This window comes from Candidimonas humi, from assembly GCF_019166065.1.
Taxonomy (GTDB): Bacteria; Pseudomonadota; Gammaproteobacteria; order Burkholderiales; family Burkholderiaceae_B; genus Candidimonas; species Candidimonas humi.
The window spans coordinates 48974-68126 of the sequence record NZ_JAHTBN010000012.1 but is presented as its reverse complement, the minus strand read 5'-3'; the positions used below and the strand labels follow the sequence as shown (position 1 = coordinate 68126).

Sequence of the window (19153 nt, the reverse complement as noted above, 5' to 3'; positions counted from 1 at the left end):
GTTGATCTTCCTGTGGCGGTGAGGCCCGGCGCCCGCATGTGCGGCTGCAGCCAGGACATTTAAATAAAAACCGGTATGTTTTGTTCCGATATTTTGTGTTTTAGCGAACTCTATGGGGTTTCAAAAAAAAAGTCAAACAAATTCGCCGAAATTTTTCGCGCTGCCGGCGCCACCGCCCGCACCAGACTCGAGGCCATGCCGCGGCGCCGCCGGCGTGCCGCGCATCTGGCGCATGCGAAACGTCGCTTCTGGATCTAGACCCTGTATCGGCGATCTCCTACCTTACTGATGCATGGATGCGCCGTGGCCGCCGGCATGCATGGCCGGCGTGCATGTGCGCGATGCGCGAGCGCATGGGCTGCCGGCGCCGGCAGCCCATAGTCGAGACACAGGGAGATAGAGCAATGTCCGAGGAAAATCTGGTCCGCCTTCTGGAAAAATTCGGCGAAGCCTGGAATCGCCACGATATCGAAGGCCTGATGTCGTGCATGCACGAGCAATGCGTGTTCGAGGCCGTGGCAGGCCCCGAGGTGTACGGTGCGCGCCACGAAGGTACGGCAGCAGTGCGCAAGGCCTTCGAGTCGGCCTGGCTGTCGATACCCGACGCCCAGTGGCGCAATCCGCGCGTCTGGGTCAGGGGCGACCAAGGCGTCATGGAATCGACCTTCACCGGCACGGCCGCCGACGGCGCCCGCATCGAGGCCAATATGGTCGACCTGCTCGTATTCCGCGACGGCAAGATCCTGCGCAAGAACGCATTTCGCAAGCAGCGCCCGCCGATCGCCGCCCGTGCCTGAACCTACGCCGGCGCGGCCGCAAGGGCGCGCCTTCCCGAATTCGTCCTGTCGCAACCCTTAGCGGAGTCATCATGGCTGCCAGTCCCGAAGCCGTCAGCGGCGCAGTTTCCGATACGTTCAAGGAAAGCGCCTACGATCCCCTGTACGATCCCCTGGTCTCCAAGACAGGCCAGGGCCAGGCGTATGCGCCGACCTATTGGGTCGGCACCGCCGGGCCGGCGCCGCAGGACGACGGGCCCATACGCGCCGACTGCGACGTGGACGTGGCCATCATCGGATCGGGTTTCACGGGCCTGGCCACTGCCTTGAACCTGGCGCAGGAACATGGCGTGCGCGCGGTAGTGCTGGAAGCCAACCACACGGCGTGGGGCTGCACCAGCCGCAACGGCGGCCAGGGCCAGAACGCTTCGGGGCGGCTGTATCGCTCGCAGTGGATACAGCGCTGGGGCCTGGAAACCGCCAAGCGCCTGGATGCGGAAATTCGCGGCGGCTTCGAATACTGGAAGAGCATGGTGGCCGGCATAGACTGCGATGCCCAGCCGGGCGGCCACCTGTACACCGCGCACCGCGCCAAGAAGATGGCTTTCCTCGAGAACGAGGCGCGTGTCATGAAAGAAGTGTTCGGCTACGACACGCGTATGCTGTCGCGCGCCGAGCTGCATGAACACTATGTGCGCGACATGGAGGCGGCCGGCGCGCTGCTCGAGCCCGATGGCGTGGGCGTGCATCCGCTGAAGCTGGCCTTCGGCTACATCCGCAAGGCCCGGGCGCTGGGCGTGAAGATCCATCCCGCCAGCCCGGTGCTGGGCTGGGAAACCATCAATGGCGTGCATCATCTGCGCACGCCCGGCGGCGTGGTGCGTGCGCGCCGCGTGGGCGTGGCTACGGGCGGCTATACGCCCCAGGGCCTGCATCCCAGCCTGAGCAACAAAATCATGCCGATCCTGTCCAATTCCATGGTGACCAGGCCGCTGACCGCGCAAGAGCGCGAGGAGGCGGGGCTCAAGACCACGACCTTCATCACGGACACGCGCACTTTGCGCTTCTATTACCGCCTGCTGCCCGACGGCTCGATGCAGATCGGCAGCCGCAGCTCGGTGACGGGTTCGGACGCGCGCAATCCGCGCCACCTGCAGTTGCTCAAGGACGGCCTGTACCGGAAGTTCCCGCGGCTGCGCGATATCCCGATCGCGTATTCGTGGTGGGGATGGGTCGATGTCAGCCACGACATGATGCCGCGCATCGCGCAGCCCGATCCGACGCAGCAGATCTACTACGCTTTCGGCTACGGGGGCAATGGCGTGTCGTTTTCTTCGCACGCCGGCCGCCGGCTGGCCGAGCGCATCGTGGGCAAGGGCGGCAAGCACTGGGACTTGCCGATCTACAACTCGCCGCTGCCGGGCCATTTGTTCGCGCCGTTCCGCCGGCTGGGGCAGGCGATGTTCTACAAATACTATTACCTGCGCGACGAGATATTCTGAGCCGGCGTTTATGTTCGGTTCTTTTGTTGTATTGGGTTCTTTGTTCTTTGTGCCTGGTTCTTTGCTCCTGGCTTTGCATGGTTTTGAAAACCGCTCAGGATGCTTGGCTGCGAGCCGGGGACCCCGTAGGAGTCCGAAGCGCAGGCGAGTCTGCCGAGCATCGGAACTCCGCAGGGCAGCCCCGGCGCCTTAAGAAATTGATAGAGCTCATGACCTCCCGAATTAATGACCTCCGCAATATAGATTGCGGCCCCCGATTCCACAAATCCGTAAGAAGCTTCAACCCTTCCCGTACAACCCGCGATAAACCTGCGCCAGGCGCTCGACCCCGGGCGGAATACGCCTGCTGTCCAGCGCGCTGAAGCCCAGCCGCATATAGTTGTTGCGCACCTGCGCGACATTGTGGAAGAACACATGTCCGGGCTCGATGAACACGCCCTCTGCCAGGGCGTGATCGGCCAGCTTCTGGGTATCGACCTGCGGCGGGCATTCGACCCAGCACCAGGAACCGCCGGTCAGGGGCAGATGGTGCAGCTCGGGCAGGAACTCGCCCAGCGCCTGCGTCAGCACCTGCGCGCGTTCCCGATAGATCAGCGACAGCCTGCGCAGCAGCGCGTGGTGATGGCCCAGCGAGATGAACAGCGCGAAGGCGCGCTGTATGTATGCCGAAGGATGGCGCAGCATCAGGCGGCGCAGCGCCCGCAGCTCGTGCGTCAGCTCGGCCGGCGCGACGATGAAGCCTATGCGCAGGCCGGGCGCGAAGCTCTTGGACAGGCTGCCCACGTAAATGACCCTGCCGTTCTTGTCCAGGCTCTTGAGCGCCCGCGTGGGTTCGTCGTCGTAGCGGTTCTCGGTTTCGTAGTCGTCTTCGATGATGACGCTGTCGGCCTCGCCGGCGATGTCCAGCAGCGCCTCGCGCCGCTCCAGAGGCAGCGTCACCGTGGTCGGACACTGGTGGCTGGGCGTCACGAATATATAGTCGCAGTCGCGCAACTGCGGCGTGATCCGCAGTCCTTGTTCGTCTACGGCCAGCGGCAGCAGGCGCTCGGTGCGGTGGATGAAGGTGTTGCGGGCATCGGGGTAGCCCGGGTCTTCGATGCCCACCACGGTGTGCTTCTGGATCAGCAGGTCGGCCAGCAGGTACAGCGCGTGCTGGGCGCCCACGGTGATGACGATTTCTTCTTTGTCGGCCCAGACGCCGCGGCGCGGCAGCACTTGGGTGCGGATTTCCTCGATCAGCGCCGGATCGTCGTGGATGATGAGGTCGGGCGCCCAACTGCGGATGTCCAGCACCGACAGCGCCTTGGTGCAGCATTCGCGCCATTCGGCGGTGGGGAACTGCGTAGCGTCGAACTGGGCATAGACGAAAGGAAATGGCAGCGTCTGCCAGTCGGCGGGCTTGACGATATTGCGCTGGGTGGACGGATGGAAGCTCATGCGCCGGTGCCAGTCTGCCTTGGGCTTCGGCCCGGCGGGGGGGCTTGCGCCCGGTTCGTCCTTGCCGGAGGGAGCGAGGCGTCCGGCCAGCACGTCGTCGGCCACGAAATGGCCGCTGCGCTCGCGCGACACCAGATAGCCCTCGGAAACCAGTTGCTGGTAGGCGAACACCACGGTGTTGCGGGCGATGCCGAGCCTGTCCGACAACAGCCGGCTCGAGGGCACCGGCGTGCCGGGCGGCAAGTGTCCGGACAGAATCGCCGACACCAGCATCTGCCGGATACGGCCCTGCAGGCTGAGGTTGGGGTCGCTGACGCGTTCGAACAGCGAGGACCACAGTACGGGCAGGTGAGGGGCGGTGCTGGGCTGCATGGCCGGGATTGGGTTCCTGGGTCGCCGCCGGCGGCCGGCTCGACGGGCCCGGGCCGCTTGGCATGATTCCGTACGATACCAGATGTCCGCCAAGGCGCCGGCCCGAGAAAACCCGGTGAAAAAAGCCCGGTCGAAGGACCGGGCAATGGATGGATCGAGTATGGCGGGCGCCGCCCGTCATGGTTTCATACCTTGCCTTTCCAGGGAATGAGCAGGCGTTCGAGATAGCGCACCAGCAGGTCGAACGCAAAGGCGAAGAAGCCGATCACGATGATGCCCATGATGACGGTATCGCTGGCCAGGTACTGGGCGGCGTTGAGCACCATGAAGCCCAGGCCGCGAGAAGCTGCCACCATTTCGGCGGCCACCAGCGTGGTCCAGCCCACGCCGATGCCGATGCGCATGCCGGTGAAGATCTCGGGCATGGCCGCCTTCAGGATGACGTGCCAGATGATTTGCGTGCTGCTCGCGCCCATGGCGTAGGCGGCATGGATCTGTTCTATGGACACCGACTTGACGCCGGCCCGGGCGGCGATCGCCATGGGGGCGAAAATGGCGAGATAGATCAGGAAGATCTTGGGGAATTCGCCGATGCCGAACCAGATGATGACCAGGGGCAGGTAGGCCAGGGGCGGCAGGGGCCGGTAGAACTCGATGATTGGGTCGAACAGCCCGCGCGCAATGCGGTTCACGCCCATCAGCACGCCGATCGGCACGGCCGTCACCAGGGCCAGGAAGAATGCCCCCATCACCCGCGCCAGGCTCGCGCCGGTGTGCTGGGCCAGGGTGGAATTGGCCACGCCTTCGGTCATGGCCTCGATGAACTTGTCGTAGACCGCCACCGGCGAGGGCAGGAAGATGGGCTTGATCAGGCCCATGCGGGTGACCACGAACCACAGGGCGATCAGCGCCACGGCCGTCATGAAGCTGATGAAACCGCTGCGGCCGGCCCCCGGGGCGCCGTAGACCTTGCCCGGGGTGGCGGGCTTGCCCAGGAACAATCGCGACTTAGGCATGGGCTGGCTCCGCGGCTTCCGCTGCGCGTTCGTCGCCGTAAATAATGCCCAGGACGGTTTCGCGCATGGCGATGAAATCTTTGCTGGATTTGATGGCGCGGGCATCGCGGGTCTCCAGGAAACGTTGATTGAAGTCCAGTTCGTAGGTGTGCGTGATGCGCCCCGGGCGCGGCGACATAACGATCAGCCGTGAGCCCAGGAACAGGGCTTCTTCCACGCTGTGGGTGATGAAAAAGAACATCTTGTGGGTATGGCGCCAGACGTCGAGCAGCATTTCCTGGATGGTTTCGCGCGTGAGCGCATCCAGCGCCGCCATGGGCTCGTCCATGAGCAACATGGCGGGGTTGCAGGTCAGCGCCCGGGCAATGCCCACCCGCTGCTGCATGCCGCCCGACAATTGGTAGATCATGTGGCGGTGGAAGTCCTTCAGGCCCACCAACTCCAGGTTGCGCGAGGCAATATTGCGCCGTTCGGCCTTGCCCACGCCTTGCAGCTTCAGCCCGAATTCGGTGTTCTCCAGCACATTGAGCCAGGGCAGCAGGGCGTGTTTCTGGAACACCACGCCGCGGTCCGAACCCGGACCGACGATGGGCTGGTCGCCCAGCATCAGCTCGCCCTGTGTGGGCGAGAGAAATCCGGCCAGCAGGTTCAGCAGGGTCGTCTTGCCGCAGCCCGAGGCGCCCAGGGCCACCACGAAATCCCCCGAATTTATCTGCAGATTCACGTCCTTGAGCGCCACCACCGAGCCGCCGTGCTGCAGGGCCGGGTAGGTGACGCTGACATTGCGGGCGTACAGGGTTTCCATGGGTTTGGTCATTGCGTGCTCCTCGATGTGGGCGCAGGGCGGCCGGCGCTGCGCCGGCCGCGCGGCTGGTGTCGCGGCTATTTGCCCGCGGCCTTGGCGTACTGGTCGGTCACGTAAGGGGCGTAGTCGGGCAGCACGTGGTCGATCTGGCGCTGGTCCTTCAGGAACTGCGCGCTGGCGGTGAAGGCGCGTACTGCTCCGGCTTGCTTGCCGCCGCCCAGCCAGGTCTGAGAAGCCTGCTCTTTCGCGTCCGGGAAGATCAGCAGCTTGAGCGCCGACAGGATGTCGTCGGGCTTGCCGCCTATCATCTTGCTGATGCCCTTGATATCGGGCGAATCGGCGGTCAGCTTGGAGCTCTTGGCGTTGTAGTCGCTATAAGCCTGGGCCAGCACCTTGGTGAAGGCAGCCATGAACTTGGGGTTCTTCGCCGCCCAGTCCTTGTCGGCCACCAGGCCGTCGAAGGTCGGCACGCTTTGTGCGCCGATGCGGGCCGAATCGGTGATGACCTTGCCGGTTTTCTCGATTTCGGTCAGCGCTGGCGGCCACACATAGGCCGCATCGATGTCGCCGCGCTGCCAGGCCGCGACGATTTGCGGCGGCTGCATGTTCAGGATATTGACCTTGCGCGGGTCGATCTTCCAGAGCTTGGTCAGGCCGACCAGCAGGTGGAAGTGCGAAGTGGACACGAAGGGCACCGCAACTTTCTTGCCGACCAGGTCTTGCGGCTTGGTAATGCCCGAGCCGTTGCGGGCCACCAGGGCTTCGGAGCGGCCGATGTTGTCCAGGATCCAGAACAATTCGATATTGACGCCGCGGGTCGTGGCCGCGGTGATGCCGGTGGACCCCAGCACGCCGACCGGCACGGAGCCCGAGGCCAGCGCGCTGGATATGTCGCCGGCGGAACTGAACTGGCGCCAGTCGATCTTGTAGCCTGCCTCTTTGGCGGCCTTGTCGAAACTGCCGTCGGCAATGGCGCTGACGTAGGGCCCGACGATTTGCTGGTATCCGACCACTACCGTGGTCTCGGCTTGTGCCGCCGCCGACCAGCCCATGACCCCGGATACCAGCCCGAGCAGGGCCAGTTTGCGGGCACGTCGAAATGAAATTTCCATGCTGAGTCTCCATCCGGTTGGTAGGCGCTTCTGCGAGCGCTGCCTATTGGCTATTGGTATCGCTGCGTGAGTAAATAGTGCCTATAGTCCGGGGAAGAGACTAGGTCCAGTTGATTTTATTAGATAGAGCCAGTTGGGCCAGATGGTTTTTGCATTGCAGCAAAACGGCTCGGGCGCGGCTTGTTATGGGGGTATGAACCAGGGGCACGGCCATAGGGATGGCGCAGCGTGCGGGCCAGAGCGGTGGGGGAAAACCCCGAATGGGGCGGGCCAGGAAAATGAGGCCGGGAGTGCGCAGAGAAATAAGGAGGGGCAGGGGCGGGCAGCAAGCCGCAGGAGCATCTGCGGCCGAGGCCCTTGCGCCTGGGGCGGGCGCTAGCCCCGGGGCGCGGCATGCCGGCCCGGGGCTAGCCGTGATCAGCCCTGTATGCCGCCCAGGCAGACGTACTTCATTTCCATGAAGTCGTCCATGCCGTAGACCGAGCCCTCGCGCCCGAGCCCCGACTGCTTGACGCCGCCGAAGGGCGCCACTTCGTTGGAGATCAACCCGGTATTGACACCCACCATGCCGTATTCCAGCGCCTCGGCGATGCGGAAGATGCGGCCGATGTCGCGGCTGTAGAAGTACGAGGCCAGGCCGTATTCGGTGTCGTTGGCCAGTTCGATGACATGGGCTTCGTCGGTGAACTTGACCACCGGCGCGACCGGGCCGAAGGTTTCCTCGCGCATGCACAGCATGTCTTCGCGCACGTCGGACAGGATGGTGGGCTCGAAATAGCGGCCGCCCAATGCATGGGGCTTGCCGCCGGCGACCACATTGGCGCCTTTCTCCACGGCGTCCTTGATGTGCTCGCGCACCTTGGCGACGGCCGCGTCGTCGATCAGCGGGCCCTGGGTGACGCCCTCGGCAAAGCCGTCGCCGACCTTCAGGCTGCCGCCGACCTTGGCGGCCAGCTTGCGCACGAATTCGTCGTATACCGCCTCGTGCACATAGAAGCGGTTGGTGCACACGCAGGTCTGCCCGGCGTTGCGATACTTGGAGGCCACCGCGCCGTCGACCGCGGCATCCAGGTCGGCGTCGTCGAACACGATGAACGGCGCCAGGCCGCCGAGCTCCAGCGACATCTTCTTGACCGTGGGCGCGCTTTGCTGCATGAGTATGCGCCCCACGGGAGTGGAGCCGGTGAAGGTCATTTTCTTGACCACGGGGCTGGCGCACAGCGCCTTGCCGATAGCGATGGAGCGTTCGCTGTCGGCGGTGACGATGTTCAGCACCCCGGCGGGAATGCCGGCGCGTTCGGCCAGCTCGGCCAGCGCCAGCGCCGACAGAGGGGTTTGTTCGGCGGGCTTGAGCACCACGGTGCAGCCGGCGGCCAGGGCCGGGGCCACCTTGCGGGTGATCATGGCATTGGGGAAGTTCCAGGGCGTGATGGCGCCGCACACGCCTATGGGCTCGCGCATCACCAGCATGCGATTGGCGGCGCTGGGCGAGTTCAGGATGTCGCCGCTGACGCGCTTGGCCTGTTCGGCGAACCATTCCACGAACGAGGCGCCGTAGACCACTTCGCCGCGGGATTCGGCCAGGGGCTTGCCTTGTTCCAGGGTCATCAGCCGCGCCAGGTCGTCGGCGTTTGCGAGGATCAGGTCGAACCAGCGGCGCAGCAGGGCGGCGCGGTCCTTGCCGGTGCGGGCGCGCCAGCCTTTATAGGCCTTGTTGGCGGCCTGTATGGCTTGTTCGGCCTCGGCCGCGCCCAGGTTCGCGACCTGCGCGATGATGGCGCCGTTGGCGGGGTTGTCGACCGGGAAGGCGGAGCCGTCGGCCGCGGCAACCCATTGCCCGTCGATATAGGAAAGCGTGCGAAACAGAGAGGGATCTTTCAGTTGTATCGGTAGCGTGGGGGTAGTCATGGTTCGAAGCGCGGATAAGGTTGGGGAAAAAAGGTCTTCCGGGCCATTGTATGCCCGGCCGCAAGCCGTCGCCGTCTGTGGGGCCGCGGCAAGCCCGGCGCCCCGCGAGGCGGGGCAGGCAAGGCGGCAGGCGGGCGCGGCGCTATTCCGGCAGCGCCGGGGCGCAGTCGAGCTTGTCTGCGTAGTCGGAGCAGAAGGTCTGCACCAGGCTGACCGCGGCGTCGATATCGTCGGTGACGGTGAGCAGCTCTATGTCGTGCGGGCCGATCAGGTGCAGGCTCAGCAGTTGCGCGCGGATCCATTCCATCAGCCCGTTCCAGTAGGCCGAGCCTATCAGGATGATGGGCGCCGGCGGCACCTTGCCCGTTTGCACCAGGGTCAGCACTTCGAAGATCTCGTCCAGCGTGCCGAAGCCGCCGGGCAGCGCGATGTAGGCGGCGCTGTGCATGAAGAAAGTGGCTTTGCGCGAGGTGAAATAATCGAAGTGCAGACTATGGGTCTGGTAGGGGTTGTGCACCGTTTCGTGCGGCAGCGTGATGTTCAGGCCTATGCTGGTGCCGCCCGCTTCGTAGGCGCCCTTGTTGGCGGCCTCCATGATGCCGGGGCCGCCGCCGGCGATGACCGTCAGGCCCGCCTTGGCCAGGCGTTCGCCGACCTGCTGGGCCATGGCGTAGTAGGGCGAGTCGGAACGCAGGCGGGCGCTGCCGAAAATGCTTATGCCCCAGCCCACGTCGTGCAGGCGGTCGGCAGCAGCCTGCATCTCTGACATAATTCGGGGAATCTGCCGATCCACGGGTGTACGGACCGTTTTATTTATTGTCATGAAAAAAACCTTGTTGCTTGTCGATGGTTCCAGCTACCTGTATCGCGCTTTTCACGCGATGCCCGATCTGCGCAATGCAAAAGGCGAGCCGACCGGTGCGCTGTATGGCGTCATAGCCATGTTACGAAGACTGTCGCAGGATTACAAGGCGGATTATGCGGCCTGCGTTTTTGATGCAAAAGGCAACACTTTCCGCAACGAGATCTACCCCGAGTACAAAGCGCAGCGCCCGTCCATGCCCGTCGACCTGGCGGCGCAGATCGCGCCCATCCACGAGGCTGTGGCGGCCCTGGGCTGGCCGGTGCTGGCGGTGCCGGGGGTCGAAGCCGACGACATCATAGGCACCCTGGCGCAGTGGGCCAAGCGCGCCGACGTGTACACGGTGGTGTCCACCGGCGACAAAGACCTGGCGCAGCTCGTCGACGACCATATCGAGCTGGTCAATACCATGAGCGGCGAACGCCAGGACGTGGCCGGCGTGATAAAGAAATTCGGCGTGACGCCGGCGCAGATCGTCGATTATCTCATGCTCATCGGCGACAGCATCGATAACGTTCCGGGGGTGGCCAAGGTCGGTCCCAAGACGGCGGCCAAGTGGCTGGCCGAATACGGGTCGGTGGAAAACCTGGTCACCAACGCGCAGGCCGTCAAGGGCGTGGCGGGCGAGAATCTGCGCGCCGCCATCCCCAACTTCGACATGACGCGGACCCTGCTCGAGCTCAAGCTGGACTGCGAGGTGCCGGGCGTGTCGCACGATTTGTCCGAACTGGCGCCGCGCGCCGCCGATCGCGAGGCGCTGGTCGACCTGTACGATCGCTATGGCTTTCGCACCTGGCTGCGTGAATTGACCGGCGACCCGGGCCGCATCCCGGCGCAGGACGCGCGCATCGCCGTGCCGGCCGACGCGGCCACTCCCGCGGGCAGCCCCGGCGCGGTGCACTACGACACGGTGCTGGATTGGTCGATGTTCGACGAATGGCTACGCCGCATCGAGGCCGCGCCCCTGGTGGCGCTGGACACCGAAACCACTTCCCTGGACCCGATGCAGGCGCGTCTGGTGGGCATTTCGCTATCGGTCGAACCGGGCCGTGCCTGCTATATTCCGCTGACTCACCGCGGCGCCGGACAGCCGGATCAACTGCCCATCGGCCAGGTCCTGGAACGCCTGCGCCCCTGGCTGGAAAATGCCGCGGCCTCCAAGCTGCTGCACAACGCCAAGTACGACGCGCACGTCTTCCTGAACGAAGGGGTGCGGCTGGCAGGTATAGACGAAGATACGATGTTGCAGGCCTACGTGCTGGAATCGCATCGCCGCGTCAATTTGCAGGAACTGGCCGAACGCTGGCTGGGCCGCACCGGCATCACCTACGAAGAGCTGTGCGGCAAGGGCGCCAAGCAGATCGGCTTCGACGAAGTCGAGATCGACAAGGCCGGCTATTACGCCAGCGAAGACGCCGATTTCACCCTGCAACTGCACAAGGTCCTGCGCCCCAAGCTGGCGGCCGAGCCGGGCCTGGAGGCCATTTACCACCTCGAAATCCGCACTTCCGCGGTGCTCACCACCATAGAACGCAATGGGGTGCGCATCGACGCGCATGCGCTGGCCATGCAAAGCCACGAGATCGGGCGCCAGTTGCTGCAGCTCGAGCAAAAGGCCTACGAACTGGCGCAGCAGCCGTTCAACCTCAATTCGCCCAAGCAACTGGGCGAGATCCTGTTCCAGAACATGAAGCTGCCGGTGGTGCGCAAGACTGCCGGCGGCGCGCCCTCGACCGACGAAGACGTGCTCACCCGGCTGGCCCAGGACTACCCCTTGCCGCAAGTGCTGCTGGAATACCGCGGGCTGGCGAAGCTGAAATCCACTTATACCGACAAACTGCCCAAGATGATCAATCCGGCCACGGGGCGCGTGCATACGCGCTATGCCCAGGCGGCGGTGATCACCGGGCGCCTGGCTTCCTCGGATCCCAATCTGCAGAACATCCCGGTGCGCACGCCCGAAGGGCGGCGCGTGCGCACGGCCTTCATCGCCACCGACGGCCAGATCGTCTCGGCCGACTATTCGCAGATCGAACTGCGGGTCATGGCGCATGTCTCGGGCGACGCCAACCTGCAGCGCGCCTTCGCCCAGGGCGAGGACATCCATCGCGCCACGGCTTCCGAAGTGTTCGGCACGCCCCTGGCCGAGGTCACCGCGGAACAGCGGCGCGCGGCCAAGGCCATCAACTTCGGCCTGATCTACGGCATGGGCGAATTCGGCCTGGCCTCGGCCCTGGGCATCACGCGCGATGCCGCCAAGTCCTACATAGACCGGTATTTCGCGCGTTATCCGGGGGTCGCTTCGTACATGGCCGATATCCGCGTCAGGGCCAAGGAACAAGGCTACGTCGAGACGGTATTCGGCCGGCGCCTCTGGTTTCCGGAACTGCGCGGCGCCGGCGGCCCGCGCGTCGCGGCGGCGCAGCGCGCGGCGATCAACGCGCCCATGCAGGGCACCGCGGCCGATCTGATCAAGATGGCGATGTCGGCCGTGCAGGACTGGCTGGACGCCGAACACTTGCGCACGCTCATGGTCATGCAGGTGCATGATGAACTGGTGTTCGATGCGCCGGCCGACGAGGTCGAACTGCTGGTGCGCAATCTGCCGGGGCTGATGTGCAACGTGGCGACCCTGGCCGTGCCCCTGGTTGCCGAGGTCGGCGTGGGCCCCAACTGGGAACAGGCGCACTGAGGGAATCGCGCCCGTGGCGGCGGCCGCTCGGGCGGCCCTGGCCATAGCGCTGCGGCGGGACGGGTCCGCGGCCGCGGCTTGGCGCAGGGCCGGCGTCAGGCCTATTCGCGGGGGCCGGGCCGGCGCGACATGTTTTCCTGGTTTTTTTTGCGCGCGCTTTTCTTGGCCTGATCCATTATCAGGCTGATCAGCGCGAACCAGACGGCGCAGCAGGCCATCAGGAACAGCATGGGCGCGGGCCTGGCCCCGCCCTCGGTCATGAGCCACAGCGGGCGGCCGAACACCAGTCCGTAGATGGCCAGAAAGAAGCATAGCTGCAGCTTTCTGGAAGTGAGTTTGATTTTCATGGCTTAGGCAGGCCCGCGCCGTAGGCCATGCGATCGGCGCGGCAGCTTGCAGCATGGCGCCGCCACCCGGCCGGCGCACATGGGATGGCTCTTTGATTCTAGCGCATCGCCCGGGCGATATAAAATTTGTGCACGATTCTTTGTGCACGATTCTTCCAAGGAGCTGAAATGTCTTTTTCTCCCATCACCGGAGCCGCCGACACCACCTTGCATACTTCGGCCGAAGGGCTCAAGCATGGCCTGGTGGACATGCCTACTTTCGACGGCACGATCAAGGCCTATTTCGCCGCCCCGGCCGACCGGGCGCATTGCCCGGTGGTGCTGGTCATCCAGGAAATCTTCGGCTTGCACGAGCATGTCCAGGACGTCTGCCGGCGCTTCGCGCACGAGGGCTACTTCGCGGTCGCGGTCGAGCTCTACCAGCGCCAGGGCGATGCCAGCGCCTACACCGAAATCCCCAGCCTGGTGAAGAATATCGTCGCCAAGGTGCCTGACGAACAAGTGCTGGCCGATCTGGACGCCAGCGCCAAATGGGCCGAATCGCAAGGCGCCGATGCCAAGCGCCTGGGGGTGACGGGCTTCTGTTGGGGCGGACGCCTGGTGTGGCTCTATGCGGAACACAATCCCGTATGCAAGGCGGGGGTCGCCTGGTATGGGCGCTTGACCACCGGGCATGGCCCGCTGCAGGTGCGCAATCCGATCGACGTGGCCGCCAGCCTGCATGCGCCGGTGCTGGGCCTGTACGGGGCGCAGGACACGAGCATTCCCGTGGAAGACATACGCAAGATGGAGGCCGTGCTGGCCCACGGCGGGGCCGCTTCCAAGGCCTCGCGCTTCGTGGTTTATTCCGATGCCGGCCATGCCTTCTACAGCGACTACCGCCCCAGCTTCCGCAAGGCCGAGGCCGAGGACGGCTGGGCCAAGGCCCTGGACTGGTTCCGCCGCTATCTCTGAACCCGGGTTGCCGGCCTTGCCGGGGGGCAGCCCCGATCTGGGCCTGTATCCATGCGGCGCCCGGCTTGCCCGCCCGGCATGCGGCACATGAGCGCCGCATGCCCTTGCATTGCTACGCACACATCAATTCGTCCGTATCACTCAGCTCGTATCACTTAGCTCGTATCACTCAGCCCGTATCTCTTTTGTGGATCTTTCCATGGACCAGCCGACACCGACTTATGAAGACGTCGCCGCCGCCGCAGGGCGGCTGCGCGGCCACGCGCACCGCACTCCCGTGCTGGTGTCGCACACCGCCAACCAGGAGTTCGGCGCCGAGTTGTACTTCAAGTGCGAGAACCTCCAGCGCATGGGCGCCTTCAAGTTCCGCGGCGCCTTCAACGCGCTGTCGCGTTTCAACGCAGAGCAGAAGCGCCGCGGCGTGCTGGCGTTTTCCTCGGGCAACCATGCGCAGGCCGTGGCATTGGCGGCGCGCGTGCTCGGCATAGAAGCCACGATACTGATGCCGCAGGATGCGCCGGCCGCCAAACTGGCCGCGACCAAAGGCTACGGCGGCCATGTGGTGCTCTACGACCGCTACACGCAAGACCGCGAAGAGCTCGCACAAACGCTGGCCGCAGAGAAGGGCCTGACCTTGATCCCGCCCTACGATCACCCCGACGTCATTGCGGGGCAAGGCACGGCCGCCCGCGAACTGCTCCAGGAAGCGGGCACGCTCGACTACTTGTTCGTGCCCCTGGGCGGCGGCGGCCTGTTGTCGGGCTCGGCGCTTGCGGCGCGCGCCTTGTCGCCCGACTGCAAGGTGTACGGCGTGGAGCCCGAGACGGGTAACGACGGCCAGCAATCCCTGCGATCCGGTGCCATCGTGCACATCGACACGCCGCGCACCATTGCCGACGGCGCCCAGACCCAACATCTGGGCAAGCACACTTTTGCGATCATCCGCCGCGATGTGCAGGACATCGTGACGGCTTCCGACGCCGATCTGGTAGCAGCCATGCGATTCTTCGCGGCACGCATGAAGATCATGGTGGAACCTACCGGCTGCCTGGGCTATGCGGGCGCGCGCGGGCTGGGCGCGGAATTGCGCGGCAAGCGCGTGGGCGTCATCCTGAGCGGCGGCAACGTCGATCTGCAGCGCTTCAGCGAGCTGCTTGCGTCCTGAACCCCCGCTCCGGGGCCGCGAGGCGGCGCCGGGGCGATAACGCCGAGCCAAGCCTGAGCCGCGGCTCGGAGCCCGCCTGTCCGCCGCTCGGCCCACACAGATGTGGACGCTGTACAGAATATTTGCTATCTTATTGTGTACGCCGTACACAAATATCCGGAACACTCTCCGGAAGGACTGCGTATCGCGGCTTGCCGCAAGAGGCCTGCCGCAAGAAATTCCCGTTTTCGTATCTATCGCCCAAGGAGCAATCCATGCAGCTACATCCTTATCTATTCTTCAACGGCCGCTGCGACGAGGCCCTGGCTTTCTACGGCAAGGCGCTGGATGCCGAAATCGTCGATCTCATGCGCTACAAGGATGCGCCGGCGCCGGCCGACGCCGGCCAGGGCTCTTCTTCCGCAGCATGCCCGTCAATGGCCGGGCGCCTGGAAAAAGTGATGCATGCCACTGTGCGCATCGGCGACACGGTATTGTTCGCATCCGACGGCAACGAAGACGGCGGCCCTCAGTTCCGCGGTTTCGGAATAACGATAGAGGCCGCCGGCCAGGCCGAAGCACGGCGCTTTTTCGACGCACTGGCCGATGGCGGCCAGGTCACGATGCCGCTCGGGCCGACCTTTTTTGCCGAGTCCTTCGGCATGGTGGCCGATCGCTACGGCGTACTGTGGCTGATCATCGTCCACGCGCGTTGAGTACTGCCGGGCCTGGTGTGGCCGCAGGCGGGCAGCATTCCGGCGCCTGCCGCAACCGCCCGTGCCACGTATTTGGGGGCGCGGCACAGTAGCGGGGCCCGGCCCGGCACACATGCGCCAGCCCGCGCCGCTGCGCGGTGGCCTGCGTTCGTGATATATTTTTTTACGCGGCCGTCAGCGGCCGCGACGTTCTCAGGGCGGGGTGCAAGTCCCCACCGGCGGTGATTGCGCATGCGCGCACAGCCCGCGAGCGCCCGTCGCCATGGCGGCGGGGTCAGCAGATCCGGTGCGATTCCGGGGCCGACGGTCATAGTCCGGATGAAAGAGAGCGGGTCTGCGGCTGTGTGTCCGCGCCGATGCGGGCGGGCTCCCGCGCGATCGCTCTGCGCCCTATTTATGCGACATTGATAAATAGGAGCTACACAGAATGTATCCCCCGAAAATTTCCCCTGCAGCCGTTCCCTCCGCGGGCGATGCCGTGCGCGGCGCGCTCAGGGTCGCCTTCGTGCAATCCTGCTGGCATAGGGACATCGTGGACGAATGCCGCGAGGCTTTCTGTTCGACGTTGCGGGCGCGCGCCGGCCAGCACGACATCGTCGACGCCTTTGAGGTTCCCGGCGCGTTCGAGCTGCCGCTGCATGCCCAGTACCTGGCCCGCAGCGGGCGCTACGATGTGATAGTGGCGGCCGGGTTCGTCGTCGACGGCGGCATTTATCGCCACGAATTCGTGGCGCAAGCGGTCATAGACGGCCTCATGCAGGTCCAGCTTTCGACCGGCGTACCGGTGATATCGGCAGTATTGACGCCGCAGAACTTCAATGCCCAGGCCGAGCATGTCTCGTTCTTCCGCGGCCATATGCAGGTCAAGGGCGCCGAGGCGGCCCATGCCTGCTTGTCGACGGTTGCCGGCTTGCGGGCGCTGCAAGGCCCCGGCCTTGCGCCCGTCGGCGCCCCGGCCCCCCCTTACTTGCGGAACAGCCCGCGTAGCAGGGTGAGCACGGCCAGCACCAGAAAGATGTAGAACAGGATCTGGGCGATCGAAGCGGCGCCGGCCGCTATGCCGCCGAATCCCAGCACGGCTGCGATGATGGCAATGATGAAGAAAACGACCGCATAGTACAGCATGATGATTCTCCTTTAGTCGGGAACATGTCGGTCTGCGACATGCCGGCGCCGGTTTGTTCGGCATTGGCGCCGATGGTTGGCGATATTGTTCCTGAGCTGCGCGGACGGGTGCTTCGTTTCGAGTTTCCCTGGTCTTGACATGGCCACACTAACTGGCGCCGATTTGCCGGGTCAAGCCTGCGAGCGGCAAAATGTAACAGGTCGCGGCACGGGCTATCGTGCTTGCGGCCCGTCCTTGGCATAGACGGAGGCACGGGCCCGCGTACTGGCCGCAAGCGCAACATCTACTTAACAAAGAGATGCGCCTGTAACTCGAATGACTCCCGGTAACGTCCGGTTCGCGCATTGCGGCCGTTCCAGGCCGCGGGGACTCATGGGCGCTGCCTCGCCGCCATGCGAAAGACGGCGCCGCGCAGGCGCAGGAGGATAATGTCCCTGCAACGGCCCCTGCGCATGCACACATTCCCGAGGGCCGGTATCGTGCTGCGCCGGGAGGGCTTTGATTTTGACCGAGCATCATATCGTCGTCCTGGCCGGTATCGGCATCGTCGGAGTCTTGTGCCAATGGGCCGCATGGCGCGTGCACTTGCCGGCTATTTTGTTCCTGCTGATAGCCGGCCTGCTGCTTGGGCCGGTGGCGGGGTGGCTGCATCCCGACGCGTTGTTCGGAAACCTGCTCTTTCCATTCATTTCCCTGTCGGTGGCGGTCATCTTGTTCGAAGGCAGCCTGACTCTGCAACTGCACGAGATCCGCGGCCTTGAAAGGGTAGTGCGCAGGCTGGTCGGGGCGGGCATGATGATCACCTGGCTGGTCACCACGCTGGCCGCGCACTGGATCATGCGGTTTCCCTGGCGGCTCTCCTTCCTGTTCGGCGCCATTACCGTAGTGACCGGGCCCACGGTCATCGCGCCGCTGTTGCGCACCGTGCGGCCGGTGGCGCGCGTGGCCAACACGCTGCGCTGGGAAGGCATAGTCATCGATCCGCTGGGTGCGCTGCTGGCGGTGCTGACTTATGAATTCATCGCCTCCATCCAGGGCGGCATGGTCTGGGGGCATACCCTGCTGACGTTCGGCGAAATCGTGATCATCGGCGCCGGTATGGGCCTGGTCGCGGGTATCGCCCTGGGCGAGGTACTGCGGCGCAACTGGCTGGCCGACTATCTGGTGAACGTGACCGTGCTGGCTGTGGTGTTCGCGGTCTTTGCCTTGTCCAACGCCATGCATTCCGAATCGGGCCTGCTGAGCGTGACCATCATGGGCATCTGGATGGCCAACCAGCCCGACCTGCCGGTCGACGAAATCCTCGAGTTCAAGGAAACCCTTAGCCTCATGCTGCTGTCGGCGCTGTTCATCATCCTGGCCGCACGCATGGACCTGGGTTCTTTGCTGCAACTGGGCTGGCGCGGGCCGGCCGTGCTGGCCGCGATGTTGTTCGTGGCCAGGCCGCTGAAAGTCGCGTTCGCCACCTGGGGCTCGGGGCTGCCCTGGCGCGAGCGGGCGCTGCTGGCCTGGATCGCGCCGCGCGGCATTGTCGCCGCGGCGGTGTCGGCGCTGTTCGCCATCCGACTGCAGCATCTGGGCCTGCCGCATGCCGATCAATTGCTGCCGCTGACTTTCGTGGTCATCATCGGCACCGTGGTGCTGCAAAGCGCCACCGCCAGGGCCATGGCCGTGGCGCTACGGGTGGCCGAGCCCGACCCGGTGGGCTTCCTGATCGTGGGCGCGAATCCGGTGGCCCTGGCCATAGGCCTGGCCCTGCAAACCGAGGGCGTTCCGGTGCGCCTGTGCAGCAGCGATTGGGACGCCATCGCCCGGGCGCGCATGCAAGGCCTGCCGACCTATTACGGCAGCCCGGTGTCCGAACACGCGCAGCGCAACCTGGACTTGTCCGGCCTGGGCAGCATGCTGGCGCTGGGGCCGCGCGACGACTTCAACGCGCTCGTGACCACCCGCTACCGCGACGAGTTCGGCAAGAATCGCGTCTATGTGTTGCCCAGTTCGCGCCGCGACGATGTCGCGCGCAAGCACAAGGTGGCGTCTCCGCATCGCGGCCGCAGCCTGTTTGCCGAAGACGCTACCTACTGGAAGCTGGCGAGCCTGCTGGGCCAGGGCGGCGCCATACGCGCGACCAGCCTGACCGAGGCTTTCGGATTCGAGCAATACTGCGAGAGCTACGGCGGGCGGCTCATGCCCTTGTTCGCGCTCTCGCCCAAGGGGCTGGCCGAGCCCTACACCACCGAACGCAGGCCGGACGTCGAGGCGGGATGGACAGTGCTCAGCCTGTTTCCTCCGGACGTCGAGAGCAGCCGCAGTGCGGCGCGGTCCGAAATAGAAAAACCCGGCCGCGAGGGCCGGGTTCCAGCGTGATGTGCGCTGTTGTTGCA

The 19153-nt window shown here is 65.0% G+C and carries 16 protein-coding genes and 1 riboswitch; of the genes, 8 read left to right on the top strand and 8 right to left on the bottom strand.

Features of this window, described 5'->3' with window-relative positions; genetic code table 11:
• Positions 1-404: 404 nt before the first annotated feature.
• Together KVP10_RS19080 and KVP10_RS19075 are read left to right on the top strand one after the other, a co-directional pair.
• Complete coding sequence (locus KVP10_RS19080) at positions 405-797, top strand: nuclear transport factor 2 family protein (RefSeq protein WP_217966332.1); 393 nt, start codon at positions 405-407, stop codon at positions 795-797.
• 71 nt (positions 798-868) lie between these two features.
• Positions 869-2278, top strand: coding sequence for an NAD(P)/FAD-dependent oxidoreductase (locus KVP10_RS19075; RefSeq protein WP_217966331.1), 1410 nt, complete (start codon positions 869-871; stop codon positions 2276-2278).
• 279 nt (positions 2279-2557) lie between these two features.
• Here the strand turns inward: KVP10_RS19075 and pdxR are convergent, their stop codons facing one another.
• The 6 genes from pdxR to KVP10_RS19045 form a co-directional block, all read right to left on the bottom strand.
• Positions 2558-4087, bottom strand: coding sequence for a MocR-like pyridoxine biosynthesis transcription factor PdxR (gene pdxR / locus KVP10_RS19070; RefSeq protein ID WP_217966330.1), 1530 nt, complete (start codon positions 4085-4087; stop codon positions 2558-2560).
• Positions 4088-4272: 185 nt separating this feature from the next.
• Positions 4273-5103: an ABC transporter permease subunit gene (locus tag KVP10_RS19065; protein WP_217966329.1), complete on the bottom strand. Its 831-nt coding sequence runs from the start codon at positions 5101-5103 to the stop codon at positions 4273-4275.
• Positions 5096-5908, bottom strand: a complete 813-nt coding sequence (locus tag KVP10_RS19060; RefSeq protein ID WP_217966352.1) for a taurine ABC transporter ATP-binding protein — start codon at positions 5906-5908, stop codon at positions 5096-5098. The genes KVP10_RS19065 and KVP10_RS19060 overlap by 8 nt, the downstream gene beginning before the upstream one ends.
• 77 nt (positions 5909-5985) lie before the next feature.
• Positions 5986-7020, bottom strand: a complete 1035-nt coding sequence (tauA, locus tag KVP10_RS19055; RefSeq protein WP_217966328.1) for a taurine ABC transporter substrate-binding protein — start codon at positions 7018-7020, stop codon at positions 5986-5988.
• A gap of 417 nt (positions 7021-7437) precedes the next feature.
• Complete coding sequence (locus tag KVP10_RS19050) at positions 7438-8928, bottom strand: NAD-dependent succinate-semialdehyde dehydrogenase (RefSeq protein WP_217966327.1); 1491 nt, start codon at positions 8926-8928, stop codon at positions 7438-7440.
• 142 nt (positions 8929-9070) lie between these two features.
• Positions 9071-9751: an LOG family protein gene (locus tag KVP10_RS19045; RefSeq protein ID WP_452101189.1), complete on the bottom strand. Its 681-nt coding sequence runs from the start codon at positions 9749-9751 to the stop codon at positions 9071-9073.
• Here KVP10_RS19045 and polA point away from each other — a divergent pair.
• Entirely contained in the window at positions 9750-12482 is a 2733-nt protein-coding gene (gene polA, locus KVP10_RS19040; RefSeq protein WP_217966325.1) for a DNA polymerase I, read from the top strand. The two genes, KVP10_RS19045 and polA, sit on opposite strands and share 2 nt — an antisense overlap.
• 101 nt (positions 12483-12583) lie before the next feature.
• Here polA and KVP10_RS19035 read toward each other — a convergent pair whose 3' ends face one another.
• Positions 12584-12829, bottom strand: a complete 246-nt coding sequence (locus tag KVP10_RS19035; RefSeq protein WP_217966324.1) for a hypothetical protein — start codon at positions 12827-12829, stop codon at positions 12584-12586.
• A gap of 168 nt (positions 12830-12997) precedes the next feature.
• Here KVP10_RS19035 and KVP10_RS19030 point away from each other — a divergent pair, with 168 nt between their 5' ends.
• The 4 genes from KVP10_RS19030 (at position 12998) to KVP10_RS19015 (ending at position 16664) form a co-directional block, all read left to right on the top strand.
• Positions 12998-13783, top strand: coding sequence for a dienelactone hydrolase family protein (locus KVP10_RS19030; RefSeq protein ID WP_217966323.1), 786 nt, complete (start codon positions 12998-13000; stop codon positions 13781-13783).
• A gap of 199 nt (positions 13784-13982) precedes the next feature.
• Positions 13983-14948 (top strand): threo-3-hydroxy-L-aspartate ammonia-lyase, encoded by a 966-nt coding sequence (locus tag KVP10_RS19025; RefSeq protein ID WP_217966322.1) that lies wholly within the window; start codon positions 13983-13985, stop codon positions 14946-14948.
• Between the two features lie 254 nt (positions 14949-15202).
• Positions 15203-15643, top strand: a complete 441-nt coding sequence (locus KVP10_RS19020) for a VOC family protein (RefSeq protein WP_217966321.1) — start codon at positions 15203-15205, stop codon at positions 15641-15643.
• Positions 15644-15827: 184 nt separating this feature from the next.
• Positions 15828-15977, top strand: a riboswitch (FMN riboswitch).
• Positions 15978-16070: 93 nt separating this feature from the next.
• The gene (locus KVP10_RS19015; RefSeq protein WP_217966320.1) at positions 16071-16664 is read left to right on the top strand and encodes a 6,7-dimethyl-8-ribityllumazine synthase; all 594 of its coding nucleotides are present in this window, start codon (positions 16071-16073) and stop codon (positions 16662-16664) included.
• Here the strand turns inward: KVP10_RS19015 and KVP10_RS19010 are convergent.
• The gene (locus tag KVP10_RS19010; protein WP_088605018.1) at positions 16607-16768 is read right to left on the bottom strand and encodes a DUF1328 domain-containing protein; all 162 of its coding nucleotides are present in this window, start codon (positions 16766-16768) and stop codon (positions 16607-16609) included. The genes KVP10_RS19015 and KVP10_RS19010 overlap by 58 nt on opposite strands.
• Before the next feature lie 505 nt (positions 16769-17273).
• Between KVP10_RS19010 and KVP10_RS21465 the strand changes: the two genes are divergently transcribed.
• Positions 17274-19136 carry a cation:proton antiporter gene (locus tag KVP10_RS21465; protein ID WP_217966319.1) on the top strand — a complete coding sequence of 621 codons (1863 nt, stop codon included), beginning with the start codon at positions 17274-17276 and terminating at the stop codon, positions 19134-19136.
• Positions 19137-19153 lie beyond the last annotated feature (17 nt).